The 14,791-nt window shown below is 58.6% G+C and carries 13 protein-coding genes; 5 read left to right on the plus strand and 8 right to left on the minus strand.

The features are described 5' to 3' along the window. Positions 1-310: 310 nt before the first annotated feature. Entirely contained in the window at positions 311-1,417 is a 1,107-nt protein-coding gene (locus CKW19_RS05915) for an NADH:flavin oxidoreductase/NADH oxidase (protein ID WP_095057039.1), read from the plus strand. A gap of 66 nt (positions 1,418-1,483) precedes the next feature. Here CKW19_RS05915 and glpD read toward each other — a convergent pair whose 3' ends face one another. From glpD to CKW19_RS05935, 4 genes are all read right to left on the minus strand, one after another. Further along, positions 1,484-3,022, minus strand: coding sequence for a glycerol-3-phosphate dehydrogenase (gene glpD / locus CKW19_RS05920; protein ID WP_095057040.1), 1,539 nt, complete (start codon positions 3,020-3,022; stop codon positions 1,484-1,486). A gap of 260 nt (positions 3,023-3,282) precedes the next feature. Further along, positions 3,283-4,038, minus strand: coding sequence for a DeoR/GlpR family transcriptional regulator (locus CKW19_RS05925; protein ID WP_095057041.1), 756 nt, complete (start codon positions 4,036-4,038; stop codon positions 3,283-3,285). 94 nt (positions 4,039-4,132) lie between these two features. Then, positions 4,133-5,638: a glycerol kinase GlpK gene (glpK, locus tag CKW19_RS05930; RefSeq protein WP_095057042.1), complete on the minus strand. Its 1,506-nt coding sequence runs from the start codon at positions 5,636-5,638 to the stop codon at positions 4,133-4,135. 76 nt (positions 5,639-5,714) lie between these two features. Further along, positions 5,715-6,566: an MIP/aquaporin family protein gene (locus CKW19_RS05935; protein ID WP_095057133.1), complete on the minus strand. Its 852-nt coding sequence runs from the start codon at positions 6,564-6,566 to the stop codon at positions 5,715-5,717. A 352-nt stretch (positions 6,567-6,918) separates the two neighbouring features. Between CKW19_RS05935 and ybaK the strand changes: the two genes are divergently transcribed. Next, positions 6,919-7,389 (plus strand): Cys-tRNA(Pro) deacylase, encoded by a 471-nt coding sequence (gene ybaK / locus CKW19_RS05940; RefSeq protein ID WP_095057043.1) that lies wholly within the window; start codon positions 6,919-6,921, stop codon positions 7,387-7,389. Positions 7,390-7,490: 101 nt separating this feature from the next. Further along, complete coding sequence (locus CKW19_RS05945) at positions 7,491-8,273, plus strand: PhzF family phenazine biosynthesis protein (RefSeq protein ID WP_095057044.1); 783 nt, start codon at positions 7,491-7,493, stop codon at positions 8,271-8,273. A gap of 115 nt (positions 8,274-8,388) precedes the next feature. Here the strand turns inward: CKW19_RS05945 and CKW19_RS05950 are convergent, their stop codons facing one another. After that, entirely contained in the window at positions 8,389-9,498 is a 1,110-nt protein-coding gene (locus tag CKW19_RS05950) for an ABC transporter ATP-binding protein (RefSeq protein WP_095057045.1), read from the minus strand. Continuing rightward, positions 9,495-10,415 carry an ornithine carbamoyltransferase gene (argF, locus tag CKW19_RS05955; RefSeq protein WP_095057046.1) on the minus strand — a complete coding sequence of 307 codons (921 nt, stop codon included), beginning with the start codon at positions 10,413-10,415 and terminating at the stop codon, positions 9,495-9,497. The genes CKW19_RS05950 and argF overlap by 4 nt, the downstream gene beginning before the upstream one ends. A gap of 451 nt (positions 10,416-10,866) precedes the next feature. Between argF and CKW19_RS05960 the strand changes: the two genes are divergently transcribed. Together CKW19_RS05960 and grxD are read left to right on the plus strand one after the other, a co-directional pair. Next, positions 10,867-12,975 carry a molybdopterin oxidoreductase family protein gene (locus CKW19_RS05960; RefSeq protein ID WP_095057047.1) on the plus strand — a complete coding sequence of 703 codons (2,109 nt, stop codon included), beginning with the start codon at positions 10,867-10,869 and terminating at the stop codon, positions 12,973-12,975. Between the two features lie 97 nt (positions 12,976-13,072). Continuing rightward, on the plus strand, positions 13,073-13,414 hold the full coding sequence (gene grxD / locus CKW19_RS05965) for a Grx4 family monothiol glutaredoxin (RefSeq protein WP_034149018.1): 342 nt from the start codon (positions 13,073-13,075) through the stop codon (positions 13,412-13,414). Positions 13,415-13,606: 192 nt separating this feature from the next. On the opposite strand, the gene bfr is transcribed toward grxD, so the two are convergent. Together bfr and CKW19_RS05975 are read right to left on the minus strand one after the other, a co-directional pair. Next, the gene (bfr, locus tag CKW19_RS05970) at positions 13,607-14,083 is read right to left on the minus strand and encodes a bacterioferritin (protein ID WP_008053519.1); all 477 of its coding nucleotides are present in this window, start codon (positions 14,081-14,083) and stop codon (positions 13,607-13,609) included. Between the two features lie 198 nt (positions 14,084-14,281). Then, positions 14,282-14,500 carry a bacterioferritin-associated ferredoxin gene (locus CKW19_RS05975; RefSeq protein WP_008053520.1) on the minus strand — a complete coding sequence of 73 codons (219 nt, stop codon included), beginning with the start codon at positions 14,498-14,500 and terminating at the stop codon, positions 14,282-14,284. Positions 14,501-14,791: the final 291 nt, after the last annotated feature.

Raw genomic sequence — 14,791 nt, forward strand, 5'->3', positions numbered from 1 at the left:
CGAGGGAGCTTGCTCCCGCTGGGCGGCGCAGCCGCCCCAAAACCTGCCACTGCGATTGGGTGTGCTTTGCACACCAACGGGAGCAAGCTCCCTCGCCACAGGGGACGCATTGGACGCTGATTGGAGGTGTTTCATTCTTGAACCCTCCCTGATCTTGCGATGTCGACTAGGCTCTAAGCACTGCTTGATTATCCTTGTGACGTTTTGTCCATTTTTTGCCCGCGGGGGCGGGTGCTGTAGCTTTTTCCTGTCACTCGTCGACTTTTCAAACAGAACCCTGGAGCCTGCCCACTGATTCGAGAGGTGCCCCATGAGTCTGCTGCTTGAACCCTATACCCTTCGCCAATTGATCTTGCCCAACCGCGTCGCGGTCTCGCCGATGTGCCAATACTCAAGTGCCGACGGCCTGGCCAATGACTGGCACCTGGTCCACCTCGGCAGCCGCGCGGTCGGCGGGGCCGGGCTGGTGTTTACCGAAGCCACGGCGATCACGGCCGATGGGCGCATCACCGCACAGGACCTTGGCCTGTGGAGCGATGAACAGATCGAGCCTTTGCAACGCATCACTCGCTTCATCGCGGCGCAAGGCGCCGTGGCCGGTATTCAACTGGCCCATGCCGGTCGCAAGGCCAGTACCTACAGACCGTGGCTGGGCAAGCACGGCAGCGTCAAACCCGACGAGGGTGGCTGGGTTCCGGTCGGCCCTTCACCGATTGCTTTCGATCCCCAGCACACCCAGCCCAAGCAGCTGGATGAAGGCGAGATCGCGACGATCATTCAGGCGTTTGTCGATGCGGCCAAACGCTCGCTGACCGCGGGCTTCAAGGTGGTCGAGATCCATGCAGCCCATGGTTATCTGCTGCATCAGTTTCTTTCGCCCTTGAGCAACCAACGCCGTGATCAGTACGGCGGTTCGTTTGAAAACCGCATCCGATTGGTGTTGCAGGTCACCGAGGCGGTGCGTGCGGCGTGGCCCGAAGAGTTGCCGGTGTTTGTCCGCGTCTCGGCGACCGACTGGGTGGAGGACGGTTGGAATCCGGATGAAACCGTGGAGCTGGCCCGTCGCCTGAAAGACCTGGGTGTGGACTTGATCGATGTATCGTCGGGCGGCACGGCGGTGAACGCTGAAATCCCCACGGGGCCCGGCTATCAGACCCGATTCGCCGAGCGCGTGCGCAAAGAGTCAGGCATCGCCACCGGTACCGTCGGCATGATTACCGAGCCGGCCCAGGCCGAGCACATTCTGCGCACCTGCCAGGCGGATATCATTTTCCTGGCGCGTGAATTGTTGCGCGATCCGTACTGGGCGCTGCATGCGGATGACGATCTGGGCGGACGCAAGGCGGTCTGGCCGGCACAGTATCAACGGGCGACCCATCGCGAGCAGCCGATTCACGAGTCGGACCTGCGCGACTGAATCCATCGACATGAAAAAGCCCCTGAATCGTGAGATTCAGGGGCTTTCGTTTGTCCGGATATTTGATCAGGCGGCTTGGATCTTGCTGCGGTTCTGCTCGACCTTGTTCAGGTAGTCCTTGAGTTTTTCCTGCTCCTCCGCCGTTGTGAACAAGCCGAGTTTGCTGCGACGCCACAGAATATCGTGGGCGGTGGTGGCCCATTCTTCGCTGCACAGGTAATCGACTTCGCGGGTGTAGAGACCGCCGCCGATGTGTTCGCCCAGATCCCTCAGACTCTCAACGCCCTCGAGCATGCGCCAGGTGCGGCTGCCGTAGGTCGTGGCCCAGCGGCGTGCGATTTCACTCGGGACCCAGTCGAACTGGTCGCGAATGCGCGAGCTCAAGGCTTGTGGCGTGGTCATGTCTTCACCGCCCGGCAGCGTGGCGCTGGCGGTCCAGCTCGGCTGGATGTGCTTGAAGTACGGTGCAAGTTGCGCCAGCGCCGACTCGGCGAGTTTGCGGTAGGTGGTGAGCTTGCCGCCGAACACCGACAGCAACGGTGCCTCTTCACCGGCGCCGGACAGCGCGAGGGTGTAGTCGCGAGTCACGGCGGACGGGTTATCGGATTCGTCGTTGCACAGCGGCCGCACGCCGGAATAGCTGTGCAGGATATCGTCGCGGCCGATCTGTTTTTTGAAGTGGGCGTTGACCACGTTCAACAGGTAATCGGTCTCGCCGTCGGTGATTGCCACGTTCGCCGGATCGCCGGTGTACTCGCGGTCAGTGGTGCCGATCAGGGTGAAGTGGTTCAGGTATGGAATGGTGAACACGATACGCTGATCTTCGTTTTGCAGGATGTGCGCGTGTTCGCCTTCGTACAGCTTCGGCACGATCAGGTGGCTGCCCTGAATCAGGCGGATGCCATACGGCGATTCCATTTTCAGATCGTCGCGAATGAACTTGGCGACCCATGGGCCGGCGGCGTTCACCAGAGCCTTGGCACGGATCGAAAAAAGGCTGCCGTCGGCGCGCTCCAGGTGCAAGTGCCACAGGCCTTTGACGCGACGCGCACTGACGCAACGGGTTTGAGTGTGAACGTGGGCGCCTTTTTCCCGGGCCGCCATGGCGTTCAACACCACCAGACGTGCATCGTCGACCCAGCAATCGGAGTATTCGAAGCCTTTGGTGATCTCGCTTTTGAGCGCGCTGTCCGGGCCGAATTTCAGGCTTTTCGAACCTTGCAGTTGCTCGCGCTTGCCGAGGTTGTCATACAGGAACAAACCGGCGCGGATCATCCAGGCCGGGCGCAGGTGCGGGCGGTGTGGCAGCACGAAACGCATTTGCTTGACGATGTGCGGCGCCTTGGCCAGCAGCACTTCGCGCTCAGCCAGGGCTTCGCGCACGAGGCGGAATTCGTAATGTTCCAGGTAACGCAGTCCACCGTGGATCAGCTTGCTGCTGGCCGAGGAGGTGTGGCTGGCCAAATCATCCTTTTCGCAAAGGAACACCGACAGCCCGCGGCCGGCAGCATCCGCTGCGATCCCCACGCCATTGATCCCGCCACCGATGACGGCGATATCGTAGACCTCGGAAAGAGGGGGCGTAGGCAAGGTGGAAGTGGGCATCGGCTCGGGCCTCGGAATTCTTGATGTTCTGTATTTGAATTCGAACATTAATGTTCATTTGCGAAAATACTAGCCCATAAAGACGCGCGCAGCCAGCCGGCTTCGATTGAAAATACTCATCGAAGGGCCGTTAAAGGAAAATTTACGAACATTGTATGGCGGGGGGATTGATTGTAGGAGCCGGCTTGCTGGCGATGGCGCCCTTGAGTACGCCATCGCCAGCAAGCCGGCTCCTACAGGTTGTTTAACTGCCTTCGGCGTTAAACAACTTCCAGCCGAACCTTGTGCTGGTTCAACAACTGCGCAAGCGCCGGAGAAGGCTGCTGATCGGTCACCAGGCAATCGACCAGGCTGATCGGCCCCAGGCGAATCATGGCGTTGCGCCCGAATTTGCTGGAGTCGGCCGCCAGGATCACTTGGCGAGCGTTGGCGATGATCGCCTGGGACACCCGCACTTCCTGATAATCGAAGTCCAGCAGACTGCCGTCTTCATCGATGCCGCTGATCCCGACCAAGGCGAAGTCGACTTTGAACTGGTTGATGAAGTCGACGCTGGCCTGGCCCACGACACCTCCGTCGCGGCGCACGTTGCCACCGGTCAACAGCACGTCAAAGTCGTCTTTGGCGCTGAGCATCGAGGCGACATGCAGGTTGTTGGTGATGATCTTCAGGTGATTGTGATCGAGCAGTGCGCGGGCAATGGATTCGGTGGTCGTGCCGATGTTGATGAACAACGAGGCATGGTCGGGAATCTGCGCGGCAATGGCTTCGGCAATACGTTGCTTTTCATCGCGCATTTGATCGGCGCGCATGGCATAGGCAGTGTTTTCGACACTGGAGTCGTACGCCGCGCCGCCGTGGTAGCGACGCAACAAATTGGCTTCCGCGAGCTGATTGATATCGCGGCGGATAGTCTGCGGAGTAACAACGAACAGCGTGGCCATTTCCTCGATGCTGACATAGCCGCGTTCGCGGACCAGTTCGAGGATTTGTTGCTGACGGGGAGGCAGATTCATGGGGCGTCCTTTGGGCTGCCGTGCAAAATTTTCCCATGATGCCGCAGGAATCCGCTCCCTGCCAGTTACTACAGAGACGAGTCAGCGTCTTTGCTTATTCAGCCTCGTCTTCAGCTGCCCAATCGCGGGTTCGGCTGACGGCTTTTTTCCAGCCAGCGTAGAGTTTTTCCTTCGCTTTTTCGTCAAGGGTTGGCTCGAACTGACGTTCGATCACAGCCTTGCCGCGCAACTCTTCCAGGCTGCCCCAGAAGCCACACGCCAGACCCGCCAGGTAAGCGGCGCCCAATGCTGTGGTTTCGCGCATTTGCGGGCGCTCGACTTGGGTGCCAAGGATATCGGCCTGGAACTGCATCAGGAAATTGTTCGCCACTGCACCGCCGTCCACGCGCAGGGCCTTGAGGCGTTCGCCGGAGTCTTGCTGCATGGCATCGAGCACGTCGCGGGTCTGGTAGGCGATCGATTCCAGAGCTGCACGGATGATGTGATCCACACGCACGCCGCGGGTCAGGCCGAACAATGCGCCACGGGCATACGGGTCCCAGTACGGAGCACCCAGACCGGTGAAGGCCGGCACCAGGTACACGCCATTGCTGTCCTTGACCTTGTTGGCAAAGTATTCGGTGTCGTGGGCGTCGTTGATGATCTTCAACTCATCGCGCAGCCACTGCACCGTGGAACCACCGTTGAACACCGCGCCTTCCAGCGCGTAGGCCACTTCGCCGCGTGGGCCGCAGGCGATGGTGGTCAGCATGCCGTGTCGGGATTTCACCGCTTTGTCACCGGTGTTCATCAACAGGAAGCAACCGGTGCCATAGGTGTTTTTCGCCTGGCCGGGCTCGACGCACATCTGGCCGAACAGGGCGGCCTGCTGGTCGCCGGCGATGCCGCCGATGGCGATGCCGCTTTTGGTACGGCCGTAAATTTCCGAGGACGATTTAACTTCCGGCAGCATTTCCCGCGGGATATCCAGCACCTCCAGCATCTTCGCATCCCATTCCAGGGTGTGGATGTTGAAGAGCATGGTGCGCGAAGCGTTGGTGTAGTCGGTGACGTGCACCTTACCGCCAGTAAATTTCCAGATCAGCCAGCTGTCGACGGTGCCGAACAGCAACTCGCCGTTGCGCGCACGCTCACGGCTGCCTTCGACGTTGTCGAGAATCCACTTGAGTTTGGTGCCGGAGAAGTACGGGTCGGTGACCAGGCCGGTCGTGTCGCTGATGTATTGCTCGTGGCCATCGCGCTTGAGTTGCTGGCAGATCTCCGTGCTGCGACGGCACTGCCAGACGATGGCGTTGTAGATCGGGCGGCCGGTGTTCTTGTCCCACACCACCGTGGTTTCGCGCTGGTTGGTGATGCCGATGGCAGCCACCTGGTCATGGTGCAAGCCGGCTTGAGCCAGGGCCTCGACCATCACGGCGCTTTGGGTGGCGAAGATTTCCATCGGGTCATGTTCGACCCAGCCGGCTTGCGGGTAATGCTGTGCGAACTCCCGTTGGGCGGTGCAGACCACGTTCGCATCGCGGTCGAAAATAATCGCGCGGGAGCTGGTCGTACCCTGATCGAGGGCAATGATGTAGTTCTTATTCTGAATGTCGGTCATGTCGATTGCCTTGGACGAAATAAGGGAGTGAAGTCTGGCGCGCAATCAAAAGGGCAGGTGTTGCGCGCCAACGGTATCAAGAAGTTCTTGGTTTGCCGTCAATGGCCGTTGTTACATCCTTTGTAGCAGGTATGGCGTTCGGCAAATGGCGGGCAATCAACCCGCGATAGGCGGCGGCGCCCAGGCAGGCACCGACAATCGGCGCAAATACCGGAATCAGGAAGTACGGAATATCGCGTCCGCCAGTGAAGGAAATTTCACCCCAGCCAGCGAAGAAAGTCATCAGCTTTGGTCCGAAGTCGCGTGCCGGGTTCATCGCGAAACCGGTCAGCGGCCCCATCGAACTGCCGATCACGGCAATCAGCAGGCCGATCAGCAGCGGCGCCATTGGGCCCTTTGGCAGGCCGTTGTTGTCGTCGGTCAGGGACATGATCACGCCCATCAGGATGGCAGTGATGATCACCTCGACCAGAAACGCCTGGGTGGTGGTCAGCGCAGGGTTCGGGAAAGTGGAAAATACCGACGCCAGTTCAAGGCTGGCCTGGCTGCCGCGAATCATGTGATGGGTTTGTTCGAAATCGAAGAACAGATTGCTGTAAAGCGTGTAAACCAACAAGGCGCCACAGAATGCCCCGGCGACTTGGGCAAGAATGTAGAAAGGCAATTTGCGCTTTTCAAAGTCAGCGAAAAGGCTCAGCGCGATGCTGACGGCGGGGTTCAAATGCGCGCCGGAAACCCCGGCGGTCAGGTAGATCGCCATGCTGACACCGATGCCCCAAATGATGCTGATTTCCCACAAGCCAAAGCTGGCGCCCGCGACCTTGAGGGCGGCAACGCAACCCGTACCGAAAAATATCAGCAACGCCGTACCCAGGAATTCGGCCATGCATTGGCTCGAGAGCGACGGTTGTTGTAAAGCAGTAGTCATTGAAACCTCGTTGTTTTTGTTGTCTGGCGCTTTTTTGCCATCGTGGTCGAAGCGCATTTTTCACCGAGGCAGGATCCCCATCCTGGTCGCGGTTCACTGCCGGGTATTGCTGTAGGACGTTTCGCTTAGTTTCAGAAACGAAAAAATATAGACAAGAAACACTGCTGTCAAAGGTCGAAAGTGAACTATTGGTCACAAAAAAACTATTCGTCGCATGAATGAACGAATGACTGGATGGCCGTGAGTGCGAAGTAGACAAGCTGAAACAAGGCCGCCATAGAGCCTTTTGTGGACCAATGTCCTAGAATCCGGCGCAGTGTTTTTCATCTGCCGACCCGTCTGGAGCTGTCTCATGACCCCTGCATTGGATTTGTTGAAAAAGGTTCGGGCCGAACACCGTGTGCACAGTTACGAACATGACCCGAAGGCTGCGTCCTATGGCCTGGAAGCTGCGGAAAAACTGGGTCTCGACCCGGCTCAGGTGTTCAAGACACTGTTGGCAGCCAGTGAAAAAGGGGAGTTGTTGGTGGCGGTTGTCCCGGTGGTAGGAACGCTGGATTTGAAGGGGTTGGCTCAGGCGGCTGGCGTGAAAAAAGTTGAAATGGCCGACCCGGCGGCGGCACAGCGATCCACCGGCTACCTGCTGGGCGGCATCAGTCCGCTGGGGCAAAAGAAGCGCCTGCGCACGTTTATCGACAATTCGGCCCAGCCGTTTGCCAGCATTTATGTCAGTGCAGGCCGGCGCGGTCTGGAAGTTGAATTGGCCCCCGCGGTGCTCGCCGAGCATACCCAGGCGAAGTTCGCGGAAATTGGCCGGGTTTGAAGGGCTTCGTTGCCGCTGTATGGTGGAAATAAGTGTGCTCTGTCACTGGTGCCATCTTTAGAGCGGCTTCATGCTCGGTTGCCTGACAAAGGGAGAAGGTTATGCAGCTTGAGTTCCATCAGATCGACGCGTTCAGCGATCAACCTTTCAGTGGTAACCCGGCAATGGTCTATCGGCTCGACACCTGGCTCGCCGATGACTTGATGCAAAAAATTGCCGCCGAGCACAACCTCGCTGAAACGGCGTTTGTGGTGCGCGAGGGGCAGGTCTGGCACATCCGCTGGTTTACGCCGACTACCGAAGTGCCGCTGTGTGGTCACGCGACCCTGGCGAGCGCCCACGTGCTGTTCGAGATCTATCAAGAGCCGGTCGAGCGTCTGGATTTCATCTGCAAGTCCGGTCCATTGAGTGTGACGCGGGAGGGTGGCCGCCTGTGGCTGGATTTTCCGGCCATCCTGCCGTCGCCAGTGGCCGAGACCCTGGAGGTCGAGCGTGCTTTGGGCGTGGAAGCCATCGAAGTGCTGGCTTCGAATGAATTGTTCGTGGTGCTGGAATCCGAACAAGCCGTGCTCGACTGTAAACCGGACATAGTTGCTCTGGCGAAACTGCCGTGGTTGGGCGCCATCGTGACGGCGCGGGGCAGCCAGCACGATTTCGTCTCACGCTATTTCGCACCGGCGATTGGCATCAATGAAGATCCCGTGACGGGTTCAACCCATTGCCTGCTGATTCCGTATTGGTCGAAGCGTTTGGGCAAGTCGAGTCTGACGGCTTTCCAGTGTTCGGCCCGGGGCGGGGAGCTGTTCTGTCAACTGGGAGGCGATCGGGTGAGTATTGGCGGGAATGCGACGTTGGTGGCCAGCGGAACCCTGATGTTGGGCTGACACAGGTCCATTGTAGGAGCGAGCTTGCTCGCGATAGCGGTGGGTCAGTCAACATCGCTGTTGAATCTGATGCCGCGATCGCGAGCAAGCTCGCTCCTACAGGGATTGGGTGTGTTCAGTTGGTGGTGCTGTACCGCCGGACACCGGATTCGATTGCCGGAATCTGCGCCGCCGTGCTGCCGGACGCCTGGAACAACACCAGATGTTCTGCTACGACACGAATGCCCACTTGCGCCCCAACCTGACGATCGACATGGCTCGGGAAGATAGATTCCAGCTGCGCGCCGGTTGGCAGCTGCAAGCGATACAGGGTCGATGCACCCTGGAACGATTTGCCAACAATCAGCGCCTTCAGTGCGCTGTCTGGCGCATAAACGATGTCGTCCGGACGCAATAACACGTCCACGGCGCCACCAACGGGCCAGGTGTAGGCGCGATTTCCGCGCAGTTCACCCAACTCGGTCTGCACCGACTCCGGGCTGCTCAACTGGCCGCGAATGAAGTAACCCTGGCCGATGAAGCTGGCGACAAATGGCGTCAGCGGTTCGTGATACAGGTTGTAGGGCGTATCCCATTGCTCCAGGCGACCTTCCTTGAACACACCGACATGATCGCTGACGGCAAAGGCTTCTTCCTGGTCGTGAGTCACCAGAATCGCACTGGTGCCACGGGCCTTGAGAATGTCGCGAACCTCGTGACTTAGCTTGCGGCGCAACTCGCCATCGAGGTTGGAAAACGGCTCGTCGAGCAACAGCAATTGTGGCTCCGGCGCCAGAGCGCGGGCCAGGGCGACGCGTTGCTGCTGACCACCGGAAAGCTCATGGGGGAAGCGCTTGCCGAGGCCCTTGAGGTTGACCAGTTCCAGCAACTCTTCGGTCACGCGATCCTTTTGCGGATGTTTGCGGATGCCGAAGGCAATGTTGTCGGCCACGCTCAGGTGTGGAAACAGCGCGTAGTCCTGGAACACCATGCCGATCCGACGTTTCTCCGGCGCGAGGGTGAAACCGGCGCTGGAAATGGTCTCGCCGGCGAGCTGGATGTCACCTTCGTGCACCGGTTCGAAGCCGGCAATCGCCCGCAGGGTGGTGGTCTTGCCGCAGCCCGAAGAGCCGAGCAGGCAACCGATGTCACCGGCGTTCAAATGCAAGTTGAGGTTCTGCACCACGCGCTGGTCTTGATAGCCGCAGGCGAGGTTTCGCAGGTTCAACAGTAATGGCTGGCTCATGCGTGGTGATACGCCGGCTCGACGAGAAATTCGAGCAGGGCCTTTTGTGCGTGAAGACGGTTTTCTGCCTGATCCCAAGCCACCGAGCGTTTGTCATCGAGCAGGTCGACGCTGATCTCTTCGCCTCGGTGTGCGGGCAGGCAATGCATGAACAGAACGTCCGGCGCGGCCAGGTCGAGCAGGGCGCGGTTCACCTGGTACGGTGCAAACAGCTGAAGGCGCTTGGCGGTTTCTTCTTCCTGGCCCATGGAGGTCCAGACGTCAGTACTCACCAGATGGGCGCCGCGCACGGCGTCCTTCGGATCGCGCACGATGGTGACCCGGTCACCGGCCTTGGCCACGAATTCAGGATTGGGCTCGTAGCCTTCCGGGCAGGCAACGCGCAGCTGGAAGTCGAACTGGATCGCCGCTTCTATATAGCTGTTGCACATGTTGTTGCCGTCGCCGATCCAGGCCACGGTCTTGCCCTGGATGGAGCCGCGGTGTTCGAGGAAGGTCTGCATGTCGGCCAGCAGCTGGCACGGATGCAGGTCATCGGACAGGCCGTTGATCACGGGCACACGGGAGTTTGCCGCGAACTCGGTCAGGTTGCTGTGGGCAAAGGTACGGATCATCACCGCGTCGAGCATGCTCGACATGACGATGGCGCAGTCGCCGATAGGCTCGCCACGGCCCAGTTGGGTGTCACGGGGCGACAGGAAAATCGCCTGGCCGCCGAGCTGGATCATGCCGGCTTCGAACGAGATGCGGGTGCGGGTCGAGGACTTCTCGAAAATCATCCCGAGCACGCGGTTTTTCAGGGGCTCGAACAGTACGCCGCGGTTACGCAGGTCCTTGAGCTCAACGCCTCGACGGATCACGCTGACCAGCTCTTCGGGCGTGCAATCCATCAGGGAGAGAAAGTGCCTTGCGCTCATCATTGACTACCTTTTTGCTACAAACCGCAGATGCTCAAAGCCTTGTTTAACGGAACAACGGGCGAGACCTGCGGCGTAAGCCGCACGGGGCGACGAAATAGGGGAAGGCGCGATCTTATAATTAAATGTCGCGTCTTACCAATAGGGCTACAGTTTTAGGGGATTTCAGAGGGGCTAAGGGATCACCGCAGTAGCGCTTTTGAAGCCTGTTTCCTGACAGCAGCGGCTCATTTGTACACTGGCCTCTCGGGGCTTGGCAATCAAACGAGGCGGGGAGGGTGCAATTGGCGGTTGTTTTCTGACCTTTGGTCCGACGCTTACCAACGGTCATCGGCTGTCCTGATAGCCGCCGATTCACAAGACGAACGTCGCTGGCGCGGTGGCAGGTCTGGCGCCATAGTTTTGCTCCCGAGGCAAACATTGCCCGCCCAGAACAAGACAGAGACTGGCCATGACCAAGACTCTCCATCACCGTGCGTGTCACCTGTGTGAAGCCATCTGTGGCCTGACCATCGAAACCACCCAGGCCGAAGACGGCAAAGTGCAGATCACTTCGATCAAGGGTGATCCGCTTGACACCTTCAGTCGCGGGCACATTTGCCCCAAGGCTGTCGCACTGCAAGACATCCAGAACGATCCGGACCGCCTGCATCAGCCCATGCAGCGGGTGGGCAACGAATGGCAGCCCATCGAGTGGGAAGCGGCGTTCAACCTGGTCGCCGAGCGCCTGGCGGTCATTCAGGAACATCACGGGCAGAACGCTGTGGCGGTCTATCAGGGCAATCCGAGCGTGCATAACTACGGGTTGATGACCCACAGCAATTATTTTCTCGGCCTGCTGAAAACCCGTAACCGGTTTTCCGCCACTTCGGTCGACCAATTGCCCCATCATTTGACCAGTCATTTGATGTACGGCCACGGCTTGCTGTTGCCGATCCCCGATATCGATCACACCGACTTCATGCTGATTCTCGGCGGCAACCCGCTGGCCTCGAACGGCAGCATCATGACGGTGCCGGATGTGGAAAAACGCTTGAAAGCGATTCAGGCCCGGGGTGGCAAAGTGGTGGTGGTCGACCCGCGTCGCAGCGAAACCGCTGCCATTGCCGATCAGCATTTGTTCGTACGCCCCGGTGGCGATGCGGCTTTGTTGTTCGGTGTTCTCAACACCCTGTTCGCAGAAGGGCTAACCCGCGACAGCCATTTGCCGGTGGACGGTCTGGATGACGTGCGTGGGGCTATCGCCACCTTCACCGCTGAAGCCATGAGCCCACTGTGCGCCGTGCCGGCCGTGCAAATCCGCCAGTTGGCGCGAGACTTCGCTGCAGCGCCGAGCGCGGTTTGCTACGGCCGCATGGGGGTTTCGACCCAAGCCTTCGGCACGCTGTGCCATTGGCTGGTGCAGTTGATCAACCTGGTCACCGGCAACCTCGACCGCGTTGGCGGTGCGTTGTGCACCGAGCCGGCGGTGGACCTGGTGGCCTCGACATCGGGCGGGCATTTCAATCTGTGGCAGAGTCGGGTGTCAGGTCGCCCGGAATATGCGGGTGAATTGCCGGTGTCGGCGCTGGCCGAGGAAATGCTTACTGAAGGGGAAGGGCAGGTCCGCGCGCTGATCACCGTGGCGGGCAACCCGGTGCTGTCCACACCCAACGGCCGAAAACTCGAACAGGCGCTCGATGGTCTGGAATTCATGGTCAGTATCGATCTGTACATCAATGAAACCACGCGTTATGCCGACCTGATCCTGCCGTCCACCTCGGCGCTGGAAAACGATCATTACGACACGACGTTCAATATGTTTGCGGTGCGTAACGTCAGCCGCTTCAACCGCGCAATCCTCGCCAAACCTGAAGGCGCGCTGCACGACTGGGAAATCTTCGTCGGGCTGGCCAAGGCGTTCGCCGCTCGAACCAACAAGGAGCTGAAACCTACCATTGCTCCGGCGCAAATGATCGATCGTGGACTGCGCATGGGGATGTATGGAGACGCGTCGGCGCACAAGCTGTCGTTGGATACTTTGTTCGATCATCCCCATGGTGTCGATCTGGGTGCGCTCAAGCCCAACCTTGTGTCACGCCTGAAAACCGCCAATCAGCGAGTCCAGGCCGCTCCTGCCGCGATCCTTGCCGACCTGGCACGCTTCGCCGCCTTGCAGGCACCGGCTGCCGATGAGTTGCTGATGATCGGTCGACGCCACGTACGCAGCAACAATTCGTGGATGCACAACTATCATCGCCTCGTGAAGGGCAAGCCGCGTCATCAGTTGCTGATGCATCCGGACGATCTGGCCAGTCGCGGGCTTAATGACGGGCAGCGGGTGCGGATCAGTTCGCGGGTTGGCGTGATCGAGGTCGAAGTGCTCGGTAGTCTGGACATGATGAAAGGTGTGGTCAGCCTGCCGCACGGTTGGGGTCATGCCCGACCTGGCGTGCAAATGGCGATTGCCAGCAGTCAGCCGGGTTCCAGCGCCAATGACCTCACGGACGAATGCCAACTGGACGAGTTGTCCGGGAACGCGGCGCTCAACGGTGTGCCGGTGACAGTGGTCGCGGCGTGATTTAGTCTGACGGAGAGACCGAGCAGGGGGCTCGGCTTTCCGTTACAATGCGCCACCGTGCCGACCCGTGAGTCGGAAAGTTCAGCCGAGGTGCTCCATGGATATCATCGAAACGATTAAAGAGCAGATTGCCAATAACACCATTCTGCTTTACATGAAAGGCTCGCCGAATGCCCCGCAGTGTGGCTTCTCCGCGAAAGCTGCGCAGGCCGTGATGGCGTGTGGCGAGAAGTTTGCGTACGTGGACATCCTGCAGAACCCGGAAATCCGCGCCAACCTGCCAAAATACGCCAACTGGCCAACCTTCCCGCAACTGTGGGTTGGCGGTGAGCTGGTCGGCGGTAGCGACATCATGACCGAGATGGCTGCAGACGGTTCGCTGCAAACCACCATCAAGGCCGCTGTTGAAGCCGCTGCTGCCAACAAGTCCGAAGCCTGATTTGGCTTTATGTAGGAGCGAGCTTGCTCGCGATGGACTCAAGAACACCGCGGGGAATCAGACTCCCCGCGTTATCGTTGACCACCATCGTGAGCAAGCTCGCTCCTACAGTAAAAGCAGCAGGCACAAAAAAGCCCCGTCTCTTCAAAAGAGTGCGGGGCTTTTTATTGCATCGAGATTAGCGGTACGACGTTATTCGTCTTCGCCCATCTGCGATTGCAGATAGTTTTCAAGACCTACTTTATCGATCAGGCCCAGTTGGGTTTCCAGCCAGTCGATATGTTCTTCCTCTGACTCAAGGATATCTTCAAGCAGTTCACGGCTACCGAAGTCGCCGACGGTTTCGCAATGAGCGATGGCGACTTTCAGGTCAGCGTGGCCGGTTTTCTCGATGCGCAGGTCGCACTCAAGCATTTCCTTGGTGTGTTCACCGATGTGCAGCTTGCCCAGGTCCTGGACGTTCGGCAGGCCTTCAAGGAACAGAATGCGCTTGATCAGCTTGTCCGCGTGCTTCATCTCGTCGATGGATTCGTGGTACTCGTGTTTGCCGAGCTTGTTCAGACCCCAATCTTCGTACATGCGCGCATGCAGGAAATATTGATTGATCGCGACCAGTTCATTGGCAAGGATCTTGTTGAGATGCTGGATGACTGTAACGTCGCCTTTCATGATGGGGTCCTGCCCTGTATTAACTGTCTAATTGTCAGAGTTTGGGCCGCGCATTTAATAGTGTCAAACCTAAGTTATTGAAACTTATATGAAAATTAATCGGAATAAGAATGTTTTTGTTCCGCGTCTAGCGCATAACTGATTGATTTTCGGGCATAAAAAAACCGGACATGAGTCCGGTTCTTTGGAATTCGGTATTTAGGCGGCTGTAAATTCTGCAGGAAAGGGAATCGCTGCTTGAGCCGTTTGCAGTTTGGTCAGCGTTTCGCGAACCACTTCCTTGGCGAGGCAGGCACATTTACCGCATTGACTGGCAACGCCGGTGGCCACGCGGACTTCCTTGTAGCTGCAGCATCCTTCATAGATCGCATCGCGGATTTGACCGTCGGTGACACCAGTGCAGAGGCAAACATACATAAGAGAAGACCGTCGCTTGTTTATGTCTCGATTGCGATGGATCTTAATGTTAACGAGAATGATTGTCAAAGTGGTTTCTGAGCACTTATGGTCATAAGGGCAGGTGACTGACGAACGGTTTGTTTCTGAAAAATGGTGACGAGCCGTCTGTGTGGATTTTAGCGTCGAGGACAAAAACAGCTAAGACAGGTCAAACACGCGGTGTATGATGGCCGGTCTTTGCGACTCGGGTTCGTGTCACAGGGCTGTCGCCTGAGGGTGGCAGGCTGGTGCGAACCTTGTTCTTCACGC

This window comes from Pseudomonas sp. Irchel s3f7 (assembly GCF_900187615.1).
Lineage (GTDB): Bacteria > Pseudomonadota > Gammaproteobacteria > Pseudomonadales > Pseudomonadaceae > Aquipseudomonas.

Bases quoted from the DNA above. Each gene is read 5' to 3' on its own strand.
- CKW19_RS05935 (WP_095057133.1), bottom strand. From the start codon at position 6,566: ATGACTACTGCTTTACAACAACCGTCGCTCTCGAGCCAATGCATGGCC.
- CKW19_RS05950 (WP_095057045.1), bottom strand. From the start codon at position 9,498: ATGAGCCAGCCATTACTGTTGAACCTGCGAAACCTCGCCTGCGGCTAT.
- CKW19_RS05945 (WP_095057044.1), top strand. From the start codon at position 7,491: ATGCAGCTTGAGTTCCATCAGATCGACGCGTTCAGCGATCAACCTTTC.
- argF (WP_095057046.1), bottom strand. From the start codon at position 10,415: ATGAGCGCAAGGCACTTTCTCTCCCTGATGGATTGCACGCCCGAAGAG.
- CKW19_RS05960 (WP_095057047.1), top strand. From the start codon at position 10,867: ATGACCAAGACTCTCCATCACCGTGCGTGTCACCTGTGTGAAGCCATC.
- grxD (WP_034149018.1), top strand. From the start codon at position 13,073: ATGGATATCATCGAAACGATTAAAGAGCAGATTGCCAATAACACCATT.
- ybaK (WP_095057043.1), top strand. From the start codon at position 6,919: ATGACCCCTGCATTGGATTTGTTGAAAAAGGTTCGGGCCGAACACCGT.
- CKW19_RS05975 (WP_008053520.1), bottom strand. From the start codon at position 14,500: ATGTATGTTTGCCTCTGCACTGGTGTCACCGACGGTCAAATCCGCGAT.
- glpD (WP_095057040.1), bottom strand. From the start codon at position 3,022: ATGCCCACTTCCACCTTGCCTACGCCCCCTCTTTCCGAGGTCTACGAT.
- glpK (WP_095057042.1), bottom strand. From the start codon at position 5,638: ATGACCGACATTCAGAATAAGAACTACATCATTGCCCTCGATCAGGGT.
- bfr (WP_008053519.1), bottom strand. From the start codon at position 14,083: ATGAAAGGCGACGTTACAGTCATCCAGCATCTCAACAAGATCCTTGCC.
- CKW19_RS05925 (WP_095057041.1), bottom strand. From the start codon at position 4,038: ATGAATCTGCCTCCCCGTCAGCAACAAATCCTCGAACTGGTCCGCGAA.
- CKW19_RS05915 (WP_095057039.1), top strand. From the start codon at position 311: ATGAGTCTGCTGCTTGAACCCTATACCCTTCGCCAATTGATCTTGCCC.